This window comes from Streptomyces sp. NPDC060064, from assembly GCF_042736455.1.
GTDB lineage: Bacteria > Actinomycetota > Actinomycetes > Streptomycetales > Streptomycetaceae > Streptomyces.
Genome location: NZ_JBHWWF010000027.1, coordinates 52,930 through 68,068 on the forward strand (window position 1 = coordinate 52,930; position 15,139 = coordinate 68,068).

Annotated in this window: 14 protein-coding genes; 10 read left to right on the plus strand and 4 right to left on the minus strand. The window is 70.9% G+C overall.

Going from position 1 to position 15,139, the window contains the following annotated elements; genetic code table 11:
• The first annotated feature begins 19 nt into the window (after positions 1–19).
• The gene (locus ACFWDI_RS28535; RefSeq protein ID WP_385308129.1) at positions 20–436 is read left to right on the plus strand and encodes a hypothetical protein; all 417 of its coding nucleotides are present in this window, start codon (positions 20–22) and stop codon (positions 434–436) included.
• Positions 437–538: 102 nt separating this feature from the next.
• The gene (locus ACFWDI_RS28540) at positions 539–721 is read left to right on the plus strand and encodes a hypothetical protein (protein ID WP_385308131.1); all 183 of its coding nucleotides are present in this window, start codon (positions 539–541) and stop codon (positions 719–721) included.
• An 11-nt stretch (positions 722–732) separates the two neighbouring features.
• On the opposite strand, the gene ACFWDI_RS28545 is transcribed toward ACFWDI_RS28540, so the two are convergent.
• A complete protein-coding gene (locus tag ACFWDI_RS28545) occupies positions 733–975 on the minus strand; it encodes a GntR family transcriptional regulator (protein ID WP_385308134.1) in 243 nt (80 codons plus the stop codon).
• 150 nt (positions 976–1,125) lie between these two features.
• On the opposite strand from ACFWDI_RS28545, the gene ACFWDI_RS28550 reads away from it, so the two are divergent.
• Both ACFWDI_RS28550 and ACFWDI_RS28555 read left to right on the plus strand, forming a co-directional pair.
• A complete protein-coding gene (locus ACFWDI_RS28550; protein ID WP_385308137.1) occupies positions 1,126–1,344 on the plus strand; it encodes a hypothetical protein in 219 nt (72 codons plus the stop codon).
• Positions 1,341–1,514 carry a hypothetical protein gene (locus ACFWDI_RS28555; protein WP_385308140.1) on the plus strand — a complete coding sequence of 58 codons (174 nt, stop codon included), beginning with the start codon at positions 1,341–1,343 and terminating at the stop codon, positions 1,512–1,514. The genes ACFWDI_RS28550 and ACFWDI_RS28555 overlap by 4 nt, the downstream gene beginning before the upstream one ends.
• A 326-nt stretch (positions 1,515–1,840) precedes the next feature.
• Here ACFWDI_RS28555 and ACFWDI_RS28560 read toward each other — a convergent pair whose 3' ends face one another.
• The 3 genes from ACFWDI_RS28560 to gabT all read right to left on the minus strand — a co-directional run bounded on the left by ACFWDI_RS28560 (position 1,841) and on the right by gabT (position 5,256).
• Positions 1,841–2,482, minus strand: a complete 642-nt coding sequence (locus ACFWDI_RS28560; protein WP_385308142.1) for a GntR family transcriptional regulator — start codon at positions 2,480–2,482, stop codon at positions 1,841–1,843.
• A gap of 521 nt (positions 2,483–3,003) precedes the next feature.
• Positions 3,004–3,591, minus strand: a complete 588-nt coding sequence (locus tag ACFWDI_RS28565; RefSeq protein WP_385308144.1) for a phosphatase PAP2 family protein — start codon at positions 3,589–3,591, stop codon at positions 3,004–3,006.
• 330 nt (positions 3,592–3,921) lie between these two features.
• Positions 3,922–5,256 (minus strand): 4-aminobutyrate--2-oxoglutarate transaminase, encoded by a 1,335-nt coding sequence (gabT, locus tag ACFWDI_RS28570; protein ID WP_385308147.1) that lies wholly within the window; start codon positions 5,254–5,256, stop codon positions 3,922–3,924.
• A 259-nt stretch (positions 5,257–5,515) separates the two neighbouring features.
• Between gabT and ACFWDI_RS28575 the strand changes: the two genes are divergently transcribed.
• The 6 genes from ACFWDI_RS28575 (at position 5,516) to ACFWDI_RS28600 (ending at position 15,095) form a co-directional block, all read left to right on the plus strand.
• Positions 5,516–7,639 carry an ATP-binding protein gene (locus ACFWDI_RS28575; RefSeq protein WP_385308148.1) on the plus strand — a complete coding sequence of 708 codons (2,124 nt, stop codon included), beginning with the start codon at positions 5,516–5,518 and terminating at the stop codon, positions 7,637–7,639.
• 114 nt (positions 7,640–7,753) lie between these two features.
• Positions 7,754–9,316: a PucR family transcriptional regulator gene (locus ACFWDI_RS28580; protein WP_385308151.1), complete on the plus strand. Its 1,563-nt coding sequence runs from the start codon at positions 7,754–7,756 to the stop codon at positions 9,314–9,316.
• Positions 9,317–9,513: 197 nt separating this feature from the next.
• Entirely contained in the window at positions 9,514–10,365 is an 852-nt protein-coding gene (locus tag ACFWDI_RS28585; RefSeq protein ID WP_385308250.1) for an EamA family transporter, read from the plus strand.
• Positions 10,366–10,633: 268 nt separating this feature from the next.
• Positions 10,634–12,079: an aldehyde dehydrogenase family protein gene (locus ACFWDI_RS28590; protein ID WP_327326389.1), complete on the plus strand. Its 1,446-nt coding sequence runs from the start codon at positions 10,634–10,636 to the stop codon at positions 12,077–12,079.
• 200 nt (positions 12,080–12,279) lie between these two features.
• Complete coding sequence (locus tag ACFWDI_RS28595; RefSeq protein ID WP_385308154.1) at positions 12,280–14,226, plus strand: acyl-CoA dehydrogenase family protein; 1,947 nt, start codon at positions 12,280–12,282, stop codon at positions 14,224–14,226.
• A 158-nt stretch (positions 14,227–14,384) separates the two neighbouring features.
• Positions 14,385–15,095, plus strand: coding sequence for a hypothetical protein (locus tag ACFWDI_RS28600; protein WP_385308159.1), 711 nt, complete (start codon positions 14,385–14,387; stop codon positions 15,093–15,095).
• Positions 15,096–15,139 lie beyond the last annotated feature (44 nt).

Here is a 15,139-nt window from a genome sequence, read left to right on the forward strand (position 1 = left end):
GCTAGCAGGGGAGACGAAAATGGCAACACAAGTAGACGACTCGACCGGTCTTCCTGACTCGTCGGTCCCGGCCGCCTTCGACCGCGGACACCTCTACAGCCCCACCACGGCGCTCACCCAGTACGCCCAGGATGGCCGCTACGCCTACGACTACCGCCCCGGCAACTCGTTCGAGCCGCTCCCCGAAGCCCCTCGCGGCAACCCCAAGGCGTTCGCCGCGTGGTGGAGCAATGAAGCCAAGGCCAAAACCCCGGACTTCCTCGGGCTCAAGGTCGGCGACGAGATCACCATTCAGCACGCCGCCGGTCCCGGCCCGGCCGAGGTCATCGAAACGTGGCGAGCTGGCGCGCTGGTCACCTACCCCTACCCGGTTCCCGGCAAGACCGGCCAGATGATTGTCCGCCGCCGCAACGACGCCGGTCACTGGTACCCGTAACCACCCAGCCCGCCCCCGCCCCGCCTCGTGCGGGGCTTCGGCATGTCAGCTCGACCGGATCCGGGCCTGTTACGGTTGAAGGCTGCCTAGGAAGGAGCAGCCGTGACCTGCCGCTATCTGACCAGCCGGACCGTGGACACCGATCCCGCAGGGCGCCCCGTCCTCGCCCACGGCTACACCTGCGGCCAGCCCGCCGTAGCCGACGACGCCTGCACAGACCACCTCACCGCAGCCGCAGGCCTCTCACCGCGACCGCTGTACGGATGGGCCGGCCCCCGCCTCTAAGCCCCGGCGGGTCAGCCCCCAGGCTTCTCCGCGACGAACGAGCCCTTCCCGCGCACCGTGACGACGAGGCCGCGCTCGGCCAGCAGTCGGACGGCAGCACGCGCTGTCGGCCGGGACACCTTGAACTCGGCGCAGATGTCCGCCTCAGAAGGCACCCGACGGCGCGGCGGATACGTCCCGTCCTCGATCCGGGCAGCGATCACCGCAGCGATCTGCTCGTACAGCGGCTCCGGCCCTTCGAGATCGACGGTCATATCTCGAACGTAGGTGACCTGCGACAATGCTTCCCATCGGGTGACGTCACCTGACAACACGTGACAAGTGGCCTACGCTGCGAGCACAGAAAACCCCGGCGGCCGTGTCACCGGCCCCGGGCTTGGACGACGCTACGACGGAGCATCGACATGCCGGATTCTACGGACCACGCAGCAGCAGGGGCAGAGCCACGCAGAGGCCGGGACTGTGCCCACTGCACCCAGCCCGGGGCGGACGTCTGCATCCGCGTCCACGGATCAGAGTCCGGCGGCTCCGGCTTCGCCGTCTACGCCCACCGGGCCTGCGCCGACGAGCGCGGCGACACGATCCTGTACGTCGTGGTCGACCCCGCGGAGCGTGCGTCATGAGCCAGGCCGCGCCGTACACCACCCCGGACCGGACCGTGATTCCCGGCTACTGCTGGATACGCCGGCCCGGCACCGAGACCCGCTGCACCCTCGAGCCCGGACACCGCGGCGAGCACTACCACGCGTACAGCCGCACCCCGTGGCCGCACCGCGGGCCGGAACCCCAGTGACCGCCGAGACAAGGTCGCCGGCCTGCCGGATCGGCGAGTGCGGCGAGTGCCCCGGAAATCGCACCGTGCGGCTTCCGCGAGGCCCGGCATGGGAGAAGCCGGTGGAAGAGCTGCGGTGCGGGTGCCCCTGCCACCGGAAGCGCCGCCCCTGACGCCCGCCTGCTGCTCGCGTCGACGGCGGCCGGGTGGGTGGGCGGGTCTACTGGCAGGTACTGACTTGCCAGTCAGGCACATCACAGGTCGGTCACGTTCGGAAACGCGCTTTCGGAACCCCTTGACCAGGGCATAACGGGTGAGTGACCGTTAATCCGCTGCCCCCCACCGGCCTAGCGGCGCGGACTGCCATACGGCGCCGGGCTCAACCGGATCAGCCAGCGGTCCATCGGGAGGATCAGATCAGCGGTCTCCAACGGCAGCCCAGCAGCGTCCAGCCGGGTTCGCACCAGCCGGTATGCGGGCATGTCCGCCAGCAGCCCCAGAGCATGCGCCTCCTCGATACGCAGCGGCACCGTACCCAACTCGACGACGACTGCGGCGTGGGGCTTGCGTCGGCCGCGCCACCACGACGACACGAGCATCGCCGAATGCCCTCCGGGATCCAGGCACTCCACCGTCTCGTGCTGCAGCGTGGCTCCGACGCGCACGCCGAGCCGCTCGGCAAGCTCGGCAGTCGCCGGCCGCGGGCGGGTGTCGGTGGTCTCCGAGGCGAATGGCCACTCGGCGTCAGCGTCCGTGAGGGTGCGCATGGCAGGAGGATGCGCCACGGTGACGTACTTGCGCTCCTCACCGTCGAGAACTCCGGTGCGGCGCAGCAGCGCGTAGGCAAGGCGGACGGTCTGCGGATGAACGCCGTAGGCCTGGGCCATGTCGGTGCGGGACGGCAACCGTTCCCCGGTCTGCCATTCGCCGCCCTGGATGCGTCGGCGGATGTCGGCAGCGATGCGGCGATAGCGCGCGTCGGCTGACATCCGGACCCCTGTCGATCATGACCTGAGTCCTGAAACCTAGGAGCGCCGGGGTCGGCTGGATATATCCAGCCCCGTTGGGCAACCTGGGGTATGCCGCTGGCAATTGAAAATTAAAGAGCTTCGGTGTGCAGGGTTCAGGCACCTGCGCGCCGAAGGGGCCGCCCACCAGCCCGCCGTACCCCTATAGCGGCTGGCGGGTGGCCCTGCTGTATACCCGTCCATGCGCGTCGGGTATCCACCCGAACGGGTGACTCCATTTGCGTGATCTATGCAGGGGCCACTCGTTGGGCATAGAGACCGGACCCGGGCCTTCCTGCCTCCAAGGGCATGTAAGGGGCCTGGGTCCGGTCTTTTGCTGCCCGCCCTCGGCGGGAGTGGGTGTCCTAGTGGGAAACCACTGGGAGACGATCATGGTGATCAGTGGCTACACATGACGACACCTGATGACAGACGCTAGCCCAACGCCCAGCTCAGAGACTCAGGTTGCACAGAAGCGGGAGCGTGTGAATCTGCGTTAAGGATCAGGTGGGAGTTCTCGAAGAACTTCGACGCGTATTTCGGAGGCTGAACGGGAGCAGGATCATCCCGCAGAGGCACCAGCTGCCGATGACGTCCAGCGGCCAGTGATAGCCGCGCAGGACAAGTCCGATGCCCGTCGCCAGGGTGAGCACCAGGGCGACGGGCATCGCCCATCGGCGCTTCAGATCCGGGCTGAGGAGCAGCGCGGCGCCGCAGTAGGCCACCATCGCGGTCGCCGAATGGCCGGACGGGTAGAAGCCGCCCGCCTCGGTGAGCGGGCCCTGGCGGTCGATCACCGCCTTCAGCGGCGAGACCAGCACAGGGACCGTGACCATGGCGAGGACGGCGTACAGCGCCGCGAAGCGCCGGCCGCGCCACAGCGCGTACGCCACGGCCGCGGCCAGAACAGGAAGCGCGACCTGCGTACTGCCGAGGTCGGAGAGCTGATCGGTCAGTACCCGGGGCGCATGGCCGACGATCCGCAGTTCCACGCGCTCATCGAGGGACCGCAGCGGACCATCGGCAGCCACCTGCCAGGTGATCACAGCGAAGAGAACGGCACACAGCGCCAGAAGAACCGGCGGGGCCACAAGAAAAAAAGTCGGCCGCCTCGGAACAGGGGGGGTGGTTCCGAGGTGACCGACTGGACCGGTTTGCCGCGCGCCCCGGGGGGTTTGGGGCGGGCGGCCATCCGATCGGTGAGGAGTTCCGGAGCCGGAGGCCCCAGTGGTGTGCGCCAGGGCACGTCCGAGGCGAGGCTGGGGAGGCTCCGCCCTGGAGTCGCCCGCAGTCCCCTGCGAGCGGGGTGTTTCTCTCATCTGCAAAAACCGTACGGCAGGGGCGGGGGGACCGACAGGCGGATCTCCATCCCGCCATCGGCCCCCCACAGAGTCTTCACAGGCCCCGACCGTTCCCCTTGGTCACACGCCCGCGAAGGCCTGCTCGATGATGTCCAGACCCTCGTTGAGCAGGTCCTCACCGATCACCAGCGGGGGCAGGAAGCGCAGCACATTGCCGTACGTACCGCAGGTGAGCACCAGCAGACCCTCGGCGTGGCAGGCCTTGGCGAGCGCGGCGGCCGCGGCCGCGTTCGGCTCCTTGGTGGCGCGGTCCTTGACCAGCTCGATCGCGATCATCGCGCCGCGGCCGCGGATGTCGCCGATGATGTCGTACTTCTCGGCAATCGCGGTGAGGCGGCCCTTCATGACCTCCTCGATGCGCTTGGCCTTGCCGTTGAGGTCGAGCTCCTTCATCGTCTCGATGGCGCCGAGCGCACCGGCGCAGGCCACCGGGTTACCGCCGTACGTACCGCCGAGGCCGCCCGCGTGCGGGGCGTCCATGATCTCGGCGCGACCCGTCACGGCGGCGAGCGGCAGACCGCCCGCGATGCCCTTGGCGGTGGTGATCAGGTCCGGGACGATGCCCTCGTCCTCACAGGCGAACCACTGGCCGGTCCGGCAGAAGCCGGACTGGATCTCGTCCGCCACGAACACGATCCCGTTGTCCTTGGCGAACTGCGAGATGGCCGGCAGGAAGCCCTTGGCCGGCTCGATGAAACCGCCCTCGCCGAGGACCGGCTCGATGATGATCGCGGCGACGTTCTCGGCGCCGATCTGCTTGTTGATCATGTCGATGGCCTGCGCGGACGCCTCGGCGCCGGCGTTCTCCGGACCGGTGAGCCAGCGGTAGCCGTACGCGACGGGGACGCGGTACACCTCGGGCGCGAACGGCCCGAAGCCCTCCTTGTACGGCATGTTCTTGGCGGTCAGCGCCATCGTCAGGTTGGTGCGGCCGTGGTAGCCGTGGTCGAACACCACGACCGCCTGGCGCTTGGTGTAGGCACGCGCGATCTTGACGGCGTTCTCGACAGCCTCGGCGCCGGAGTTGAACAGCGCCGACTTCTTCGCGTGGTCACCCGGCGTCAGCTCGGCCAGAGCCTCGGCGACCTCGACGTAACCCTCGTAGGGCGTGACCATGAAACAGGTGTGGGTGAAGTCGGCGAGCTGCGCGGAGGCGCGGCGTACGACGGCCTCGGCGGAGGCGCCGACGGAGGTCACGGCGATGCCGGAACCGAAGTCGATGAGGCGGTTGCCGTCCACGTCCTCGATGACACCGCCGCCGGCGCGGGCGGTGAAGACGGGCAGCACGGACCCCACACCACCGGCGACCGCGGCGGTACGGCGGGCCTGCAGCTCGATCGACTTCGGGCCGGGGATGGCGGTGACGACGCGGCGCTCCTGCGGGATTGCGGTCATGAGGGGCTCCTGGGGGTGTTCCGGACGCAACTTCTCTTTCTCCGCAGGCTAGGCGCGAGGAAGGGGGCCGGGCATGCTCCGTTCGGGAGTGTTGGGCACAAGCCGTTGTCCCCGACGGACAAGGACTCCCGTGGCTCGGTCATCCGTACCTGCCGGGTCCCGGCACCGCGACACCACCCGGATCGGTGAACTCCCTTCAGTGGGGCACTAGATTGGCCGGTGCACAGAGCGGGCCTGGCTGGTCAGGGGGCAGCAGTTCATGGATTCCGAAGGCACTTTCGACGCACGCGGCGCACGGTCCGATCCGGTGCCACGTCCCGCCGGGCCGCCACCCTCCGTGCCGCCTGCCGAGGCGCCCGGGATCCCCGCGCTGCCCGGTCACGCTCCCACCACCCGCCCCGCGGTCGTCGACTGGCTGCGCACCCCCCGCCCGGCCGCCGACCCCGGCATCTGGCGCCTCGGCCACCGCGCCCGCCCCGACGAGGAGCCCGAGCTCGTCCCCGCCCGCCGTCTCTTCGCCGGCGCCGTCATCGCGCTGCTCAGCGGCTGGCTGCTGTGGTCGCTCCTGTGGAACGGCTACCTCGGCCGCTACTGGATCTGGCCCCTCCTCGTACTGACCCCGGACTCCTGGCGCTCCGACCCGCCCACCTGGGCCACCGCCAGCTACATCTACTACGCGATCGTCGGCGGCGGCCTGCTGGTGTTCTTCGCCCGGATCGGCCATGTACCGGAGATCTGGAACCGGTACGTGCGCCGCGCCGACAAGCCCGTCACCGCCCCGCCGCCCCGGCCCGAGGCCGACCCCGCCGACTGGCCCGACCTGCGCACCGCGGGCCTCACCGATGCGGCGAAGAGCCTCGCCGAGGCCACCCGCGCCGGTCTGCTCGGCGATGTCGACTACGCCAGGATCCGGCGTGCCTGGCAGGGCGTGCACGCCAGGCCCGAGCGGCTCGCCGCCTTCACCGACACGGTGCGCAAACACGGCGCGGCCGCCTGCGCCCACCCCTCAGGCGTACGCGACCTGCCGCTCCGTACCGCCACCCACGATCTCGCCACCGCACAGGTCAAGATCGGCACCGCGGTCGACGACATCCGAAACCCCTATCCGCGCCGCACCACCGGCGTGGCCCTGGAGCCCGCGCTGCTCGGCACCTCGCTGCTCGCCGTCGGGCCCTCCGGATCCGGCAAGAGCGTGCGCCTGGTGCGGCCCGTCGTCGAGTCGATGTGCCTGCTCGCGCTCGCCAACCGCGCCGCCGTCGTCGCCGTCACGGCATACGGCACCGGCCTCGCCCCGGACGACGCCTTCGACCTCGTCATCGCCGTCGGACGCCCCGACTCCACCCATGACCTCGACCTCTACGGCGGCGCCGACGACCCCGACGAGGCCGCCAGGATGCTCGCCGAGGCGCTCGTCGGCGATCTCGCCGCCGCCCTTCCCGGCGGCGACAGCAGGCGCGCCGCCACCGCGCTGGCCCAGCTCATCGGGCCGTACCAGTGCGTCCACGGCCACTTCCCCACCGTTCCGGAGCTGCGCGAACTCCTCGGCGGCGCACCCGCCGCCGTCGGCGCGCTGCGCACCGCCCTGGAGACCGGGTCCGACGCCGGCGCCGCAGCCCAGCTGCGTGAACTGGACGCCCGTGAGCGGCAGTCGGCCCGCGCCGACGACATCGGCGTACTGCTCGCCGAGCGGATCGCCTTCCTGGACCGGCCCGCGTTCGCGCACTTCTTCCGTACGGACGGCGGCGGCCGGCAGTTCTCGCTGCGCGCCATCGAGCACCCGCTGCGGGTCCGTGTCGACCTGCCCGAGCGCGGCCACGCCGAGGCCTCACGGATCGTCGCGCGCCTGGTGCTCGCCCAGTTCACCGAGGCCGCGCTCAGCCGCTCGGACAGGTCGCTGTTCGCCTGTCTGGTACTGGACGACGCGACGTACACCGTGACCGCCGACTCGGTGCGCTCGGTCCAGCGGCTGCGCTCCGCCAACGCCGGGGTGGTGCTGGCGCTGCGCACCCTGGAGGACGTGCCGGAGCCGCTGCGCGGCCCGCTGCTCGGCGCGGTCGGCTGCCGGATGGCGTTCGCCGGCCTCGCTCCCTGGGACGGTGGCCGGTTCGCCGAGACCTGGGGCACCGAATGGGTGCAGACCCGGGACGTCACCAACCGGCAGATCATCTCCGACGAGCCCGTCACCAAGGCGCTGCACATCATGCGCCGCCTGGTCACCGGCAAGGCGGCCACCTCCGAGGCGATCACGGTGCGGGAGGTCGAGCGCGCCCGCTGGTCGGCGTCCGACCTCGCGCACGCCGTGCCCGCCGGGCACGCGGTGCTCTCGCTGACGACCGTACGAGGCGAACACGCGCCGCCCCTGCTGGTGGATCTGCGCACCTGACCGGATCCCGGAACTGCTACGCCCTGGCAGAATCGGTGTACGCCGTTCATACGGGACGGCGAAATCCTCCGCGCTTCTGCCTCCGCGCCTCTGCTCGAAGGGCCTACGGTCGCCATGCCGCCCACGCTCGCCTCGCTTGTCCAGCACTCGGCGCTCAAACTCACCGTGCGTGCCGGGGAGGACCGGCTCGAGACGCCGGTGCGCTGGGCACATGTCAGTGAGCTCGCCGACCCCGTGCCGTACATGGAGGGCGGCGAGCTGCTGCTCGTCACGGCGATGACGCTGGACGCGGAGGACCCTGAGGCGATGCGCCGCTATGTGCGCAGGCTGGTGGGCGCGGGCGTCGTCGGGCTCGGTTTCGCGGTCGGCGTGTACTACGAGGACATCCCGGAGGCCCTCGTCGAGGCGGCGAAGGAGGAGGGGTTCCCGCTCCTCGCCGTGCCACGCCGCACTCCCTTCCTCGCGATCAGCAAGGCGGTCTCCGCGGCGAACGCGGCCGACCAGTACCGGGCGGTGACAGCCGGTTTCGAGGCGCAGCGGGAGCTGACGCGCGCCGCCCTCGCCGAGGGCCCCGACGCGGTCGTCGCCCGTCTCGCCGCGCATATCGACGGCTGGGCGGCGCTGTACGACGCCTCCGGCGCGGTCGTCGCCGCCGCGCCCGAATGGGCCACGCGCCGGGCCGCCAGGCTCACCGGCGACGTGGAGCGGCTGCGCGAGCGGTCCGCGCCCGCGAGCGCCGTCGTCGGCGACACGGAGGACCGCGTCGAGCTGCAGTCGCTCGGCAGCGGCCGACGCGTGCGCGGCGCGCTGGCCGTCGGCACGGGTGCCCCGCTGGGCACGGCCGAGCGGTACGCCGTGCACTCCGCCGTCGCCCTGCTGACCCTCTCCACGGAGCGCTCGCGCGCGCTCCAGGCGGCGGAACAGCGCCTCGGCGCGGCCGTGCTGCGGATGCTGCTCTCCGGCCAGCAGGACCACGCCCGTGCGGTCGCCGGCGATCTGTACGGCGGCCTGCTCGACGCGCCCTTCCGGCTGGTGATCGCCGAACCCGCCGGAGAGCCGGACCCCGCGAGCGAGCATCCGCTCCACGCGTTCGCCGAGTCACTGGAGTCGGCGGCGGCGCGGGCCGGCGAGGCGGTGCTCGTGGTACCGGACAGCGACGACCGGCTGGTGGTGCTGGCCGCGGACGGCGGCGCGGTCGTCGCGGCGTGCACCTCCGCCTACGCCGACAAGGAGGCGGAGGACGCCGAGGTCGTCGTCGGCCTCTCGGCGCCGACCGGACCCATAGCGGCGGCGGGCGCCTACAAACAGTCCGAGCAGGCGCTCTCGGTCGCCAGGCGACGCGGCCGCGCTCTGGTCGAGCACGAGGAGCTGGCGGCAGGGTCCATCCTCCCGCTGCTCGCCGACGACGCCGTACGCGCCTTCGCGGACGGAATGCTGCGCGCGCTGTACGAGCACGACGCGACCGGCCGCGGAGACCTCGTCGCCTCGCTGCGCGCCTGGCTCTCGCGCCACGGCCAGTGGGACGCTGCCGCCGCCGACCTCGGCGTACACCGCCATACGCTGCGCTACCGGATGCGCAGGGTCGAGGAGATCCTGGGCCGCTCGCTCGACGACCCGGACGTCCGGATGGAGCTGTGGCTGGCGCTGAAGACGACATCGGCGGCCGCGACCGAGTAGCAGTCGGGCGCAGGATTTTTCCGTTTTCGTGCCCGAAGTCGGGCAAAAACAGTGGTGTTTGACCGCTGGACTGCCTAAGGTCCTGCCTCGTGGCCACCAACTCCAGCACTCCTGAGGCCGACACCTCCGTCGTCGGTACCGCTGTCGCACCCCCGCCCGAGCGCCGGACATCCGGAGCCGTCTGGGTCGCGCTCGCCATCGTGTACGTCGTCTGGGGCTCCACCTACCTCGGCATACGCATCGTCGTCGAGACCATGCCGCCGTTCCTCTCCGCCGGAGGCCGCTTCATCCTGGCCGGCCTGATCCTCGCCGGGCTCGTGGCCTGGCGGCAGGGGACCTCGGCGCTCAAGGTCAACCGCGTCCAGCTCGCCTCGGCCGCCGTGGTCGGTCTGCTGCTCCTGCTCGGCGGCAACGGCCTCGTCGTGCTCGCCGAGACCTCCGTGCCCTCCGGGCTCGCCGCCCTGCTGATCGCCGTTGTGCCCGCCTGGGTGGTCGTGCTGCGCAGGGCCTCCGGCGAGCGGCCCGGCCTCGGCGCGTACCTGGGCGTCCTCCTCGGCCTGGCGGGCCTCGCCGTGCTGACCCTGCCCGGCCTCAGCGGCGACGTACGCCTGTGGGGCGTTCTCACCGTCATCGCGGCGACCGTCATGTGGTCGGTGGGCTCCTTCTCCTCCTCGAAGATCCCCATGCCGAAGAACCCCTTCGCAGCCAGTGCGTACGAGATGGTCGCGGGCGGCATCGGCTGCCTGCTGGTGGGACTCGGCCGCGGCGAGCAGCACGGCTTCGTACTCGGCGAGGTCTCCGCCCGTTCCTGGACCGCCCTCGGCTATCTCGTCGTCTTCGGCTCGCTCGTCGCGTTCACGGCGTACGCCTGGCTGCTGCACTCCGCGCCGCTGTCCCTGGTCGCGACCTACGCGTACGTCAACCCGGTCGTTGCCGTCCTCCTCGGCGCGCTGGTCCTCAACGAACAGCTGAGCTGGCCGATCGCCGTCGGCGGCGCGGTCGTGGTGGCGGGCGTCTGCCTGATCGTGTCGACGGAACGCCGCCGCTGAGGCAACTCCGGGGGCCGCCCCCGCAATCCCGTACGGCCTTCGGCCGTGTCTTCGCCGGACGGGCTGGAAATGCCGGCCCAGCCGCATTCAGCCGCGCCGGCGCTTGAGGCGCGGAGTCCGGGGCGGAGCCCGGTTGAGCGCAACGCACGCCAAAGCGGCGGACCCGCCCCGCCCACCACTCCACCCCGGACAAACGCCAGACCGCCCTCCCGCCCCTACCGTGGGGCAGACACACCCCCATGTACATCTACTTCGGAAGGGCCGGGACATGACCTCCACCCACGCCTTCTGGCTCGCCGGCCGCCAGGCCACCGGCGAGGCCACCTTCGATGTCACCTCCCCCTGGGACGGACGCCTCGTCGGTCAGGTCGCTGTCCCGACCGACGCCCAGATCGAGGAGGCCGTCGCCGCCGCGCACGCCGTGCGGGACGAGTTCGCCGCGACCCCGGCACACGCACGCGCCGCCGCCCTCGACCATGTGTCGCGCCGGCTCGTCGAGCGCACCGAGGAGATCGCCCAGCTGATCTCCGCCGAGAACGGCAAGCCCGTCAAGTGGGCCCGCGGTGAGGTCGGCCGCGCCGTCTCCGTCTTCCGCTTCGCCGCCGAGGAGGCCCGCCGCTTCAACGGTGGCGAGGCACAGCGCCTCGACACCGACGCCGGCGGCGTCGGCCGGCTCGCGCTGACCCGCCGCTTCCCCAAGGGCGCAGTCCTCGGCATCGCGCCGTTCAACTTCCCGCTGAACCTCTGCGCCCACAAGATCGCCCCGGCGATCGCGGTCGGTGCGCCGATCATCCTCAAGCCCGCACCGGCGACGCCGCTGTCCGGCCTGATCATCGGCGAGCTGCTGGCCGAGACCGAGCTCCCCGCGGGCTCCTGGTCCGTGCTCCCGGTCCCGAACGACCGGATGCCCGCCCTCGTCCAGGACGAGCGCCTGCCGGTCATCTCCTTCACCGGCTCCGACAAGGTCGGTTACGCGATCATGGACTCGGTGCCGCGCAAGCACTGCACCCTGGAGCTGGGCGGCAACGGCGCGGCCGTCGTCCTCGGCGACTTCGGATCCGAGCAGGACCTGGACTGGGCGGCGACCCGTATCGCCACCTTCTCCAACTACCAGGGCGGCCAGTCCTGCATCTCCGTGCAGCGCGTGATCGCCGACGCCTCGGTGTACGACCGCCTGCTGCCGAAGATCGTCGCGGCCGTCGAGACCCAGGTCACCGGCGACCCGTCCGACTCCGCCACCGACGTCGGCCCGCTGGTCAGCGAGGACGCGGCCAAGCGCGTCGAGTCCTGGGTCGACGAGGCCGTGGAGGCGGGCGCCAAGCTGCTCGCGGGCGGCAAGCGCGACGGTGCCTCGTACGCGCCCACCGTCCTCGCCGACGTCCCCGCGGACACCACCCTCGCCTGCGAGGAGGTCTTCGGACCGGTCCTCACGGTGAAGAAGGTCGACGGCGAGGCGGAGGCCTTCGCCGCCGTCAACGACTCCAAGTACGGCCTGCAGGCAGGCGTGTTCACGCACGATGTGCAGACCGCCTTCCGCGCCCACCGCGCCCTCGAGGTCGGCGGCGTGATCATCGGCGATGTGCCGTCGTACCGCGCGGACCAGATGCCGTACGGCGGTGCCAAGCAGTCCGGCGTCGGCCGCGAGGGTGTGCGGTACGCGATGGACGACTACACGTACGAGCGGGTCCTGGTCCTCACCGGTCTGGCCCTGTAGAGCCCGTACGCCGAGGACGACGGCCGGAGCCCACTGTGCGGGGGCTCCGGCCGTTTTTCCGTGTTACGGAGTCACCGCTGTGTGCGCACTGGTGGAGAGGGCAGGAATCGGGTACTACGGACGAGTAGCACCGGTCGGTACGGCGGTCTCGCCCCGGCCCATGCCCTTGGATGTCCCCGACTCGCGGCGAGGTGAGCCTCATGTCCGCACCACTCGACAAGACACATGCTCCGAAGGTCAGTGAGCGCGAAGCACGACAGGTCGCCGAGGCCGCGCGTGAACAGGACTGGCGCAAACCCAGCTTCGCCAAGGAACTGTTCCTGGGCCGTTTCCGCCTGGACCTGATCCACCCGCACCCGATGCCCGCCGACGAGGACGCCCAGCGTGGCGAGGAGTTCCTGGCGAAGCTGCGCGACTTCTGCGAGACGCGGATCGACGGCGCCCGTATCGAACGCGAGGCGCGGATCCCGGACGAGGTGATCAACGGGCTCAAGGAGCTCGGCGCGCTCGGCATGAAGATCGACACGAAGTACGGCGGCCTCGGCCTCACCCAGGTGTACTACAACAAGGCGCTGGCCCTGGTCGGCTCCGCGAACCCGGCGATCGGCGCGCTGCTCTCCGCGCATCAGTCGATCGGCGTACCGCAGCCGCTGAAACTTTTCGGCACGCAGGAGCAGAAGGACACCTTCCTGCCGCGCCTCGCCCGTACCGACATCTCCGCCTTCCTGCTCACCGAGCCGGACGTCGGCTCCGACCCGGCCCGCCTCGCCACCACGGCCGTCCCGGACGGCGACTCGTACGTCCTCGACGGTGTGAAGCTCTGGACGACGAACGGCGTCGTCGCCGACCTCCTCGTCGTCATGGCCCGCGTCCCCAAGTCGGACGGCCACAAGGGCGGCATCACCGCGTTCGTCGTCGAGGCCGCGAGCGAGGGCATCACGGTCGAGAACCGCAACGCCTTCATGGGCCTGCGCGGCCTCGAGAACGGCGTCACCCGCTTCCACCAGGTGCGCGTCCCCGCCGCGAACCGCATCGGCCCCGAGGGCGCCGGCCTCAAGATCGCCCTCACCACCCTCAACACCGGCCGTCTCTCGCTGCCCGCGATGTGCGTCGGCGCCGGAAAGTGGTGTCTGAAGATCGCCCGCGAATGGTCGTCGGCGCGCGAGCAGTGGGGCAAGCCGGTCGCCAGGCACGAGGCCGTCGGCACCAAGATCTCCTTCATCGCGGCGACCACTTTCGCCCTGGAAGCTGTGGTCGACCTCTCCTCGCAGATGGCAGACGAGGACCGCAACGACATCCGTATCGAGGCGGCGCTGGCCAAGCTGTACGGCTCCGAGATGGGCTGGCTGATGGCCGACGAACTGGTCCAGATCCGCGGCGGCCGCGGTTTCGAGACGGCGGACTCGCTGGCGGCCCGCGGCGAACGGGCCGTCCCCGCCGAGCAGATCCTGCGTGACCTGCGCATCAACCGCATCTTCGAGGGCTCGACGGAGATCATGCATCTGCTGATCGCCCGCGAGGCCGTCGACGCCCACCTCGCCGTGGCCGGGGACATCATCGACCCCGACAAACCCCTGTCCGCAAAGGCGAAGGCAGGCGCGAACGCCGCCGGGTTCTATGCCCGCTGGCTCCCGAAACTGGTCACGGGACGGGGCCAACTCCCGCGTACGTACAGCGAGTTCCACCCGTCCGGCCATCCGGACCTCTCCGGGCACCTGCGCTACGTCGAACGCTCGTCCCGCAAGCTGGCCCGCTCCACCTTCTACGCCATGTCCCGCTGGCAGGGCCGGATGGAGACCAAGCAGGGCTTCCTCGGCAGGATCGTCGACATCGGCGCGGAGCTGTTCGCGATGAGCGCGGCGTGCGTACGCGCGGAACTGCTGCGTACGTCCGAGGATTACGGCCGCGAGGCGTACCAGCTGGCCGACGTCTTCTGCCGGCAGTCCCGCATCCGCGTCGAGGAGCTCTTCACCCGCCTGTGGTCCAACACCGACGACCTCGACCGCAAGGTCGTGGAGGGCGTCCTGTCCGGTACGTACACCTGGCTGGAACAGGGCATCGTCGACCCCAGCGGTGAGGGCCCCTGGATCGCGGACGCGACCCCGGGCCCGGCCGAACGGGACAACGTCCACCGCCCGATCCGCTGAGAAACTCCGGGGCGTCCACGGACGCCCCGGAGCACCTTCTCGACCGCACCGGTCCCCGTGCCCGACAATCGACCCTTGATCACGGTCAACACGGAATGGGGGCAGGGATGTTCGGGGCGGGGATGTTCGGGGCGGGGAATCAGGGCGTTCGGCGGCGGGTGGCTGCCCTCCTTGCGGCGGCCGTGCTCAGCGGCGTCGCCGCGTGCGGCAGCGGTGACGACAAGGGCAAGGAGAAGAAAGCCGACGGCAAACCCACCGCCTCCGCCCCCAAAGCCCTCACCGAGGCCCAGCTCAAGGCCGCCTCCTTCACCGACGGCGAGAAGGTCGGCAGCTACACCGCCTCCGAGTTCACCCTCGGGGCGCCGCTCGGCGAGGCCTACACCGCCGATCCCGCCACCTGTCAGCCCCTCGTCAGCCTCGCCAAGGGCGCCACCGGCCACGACCCGGCCGCCGAGGTCAACCGCCAGGTCGACGTTCCCGACGAGATGGCCGGGCTCAGCGTCGCCGTACAACTGCGCTCGTACGCGAACGGCGAGGCGGCCGCAGTCATGAAGGCCCTCGGCACCGCGGGGACCCGGTGCGCCGGCGGGTTCACCGAAGAACGCGCCATCGCGAAGGCCAAGTACCTCAAGGTGGAGCCCGCCAAGGCGCCCGCCTTCGGGGACGAGGCGAAGGCGTTCCGCTTCACCATCCTCGATGTGAAGGGGAAGCTGAAGCTCTACGAGTACCTGACCGTCGTCCGCTCGGGCTCCACCACGCTCTCCTTCCGCGCCGAGATCATCGGCACCAAGGACATCGGAGGAGTGCCCGAAGAGGTCATGAAGGCCCAGTGGGAGAAGTTCCGGGCGGGCTCGAACACCGGCGCGTAGGGACGCACTGTCCAGTCGGACAGGGGTTACGGCCACAATGGGGG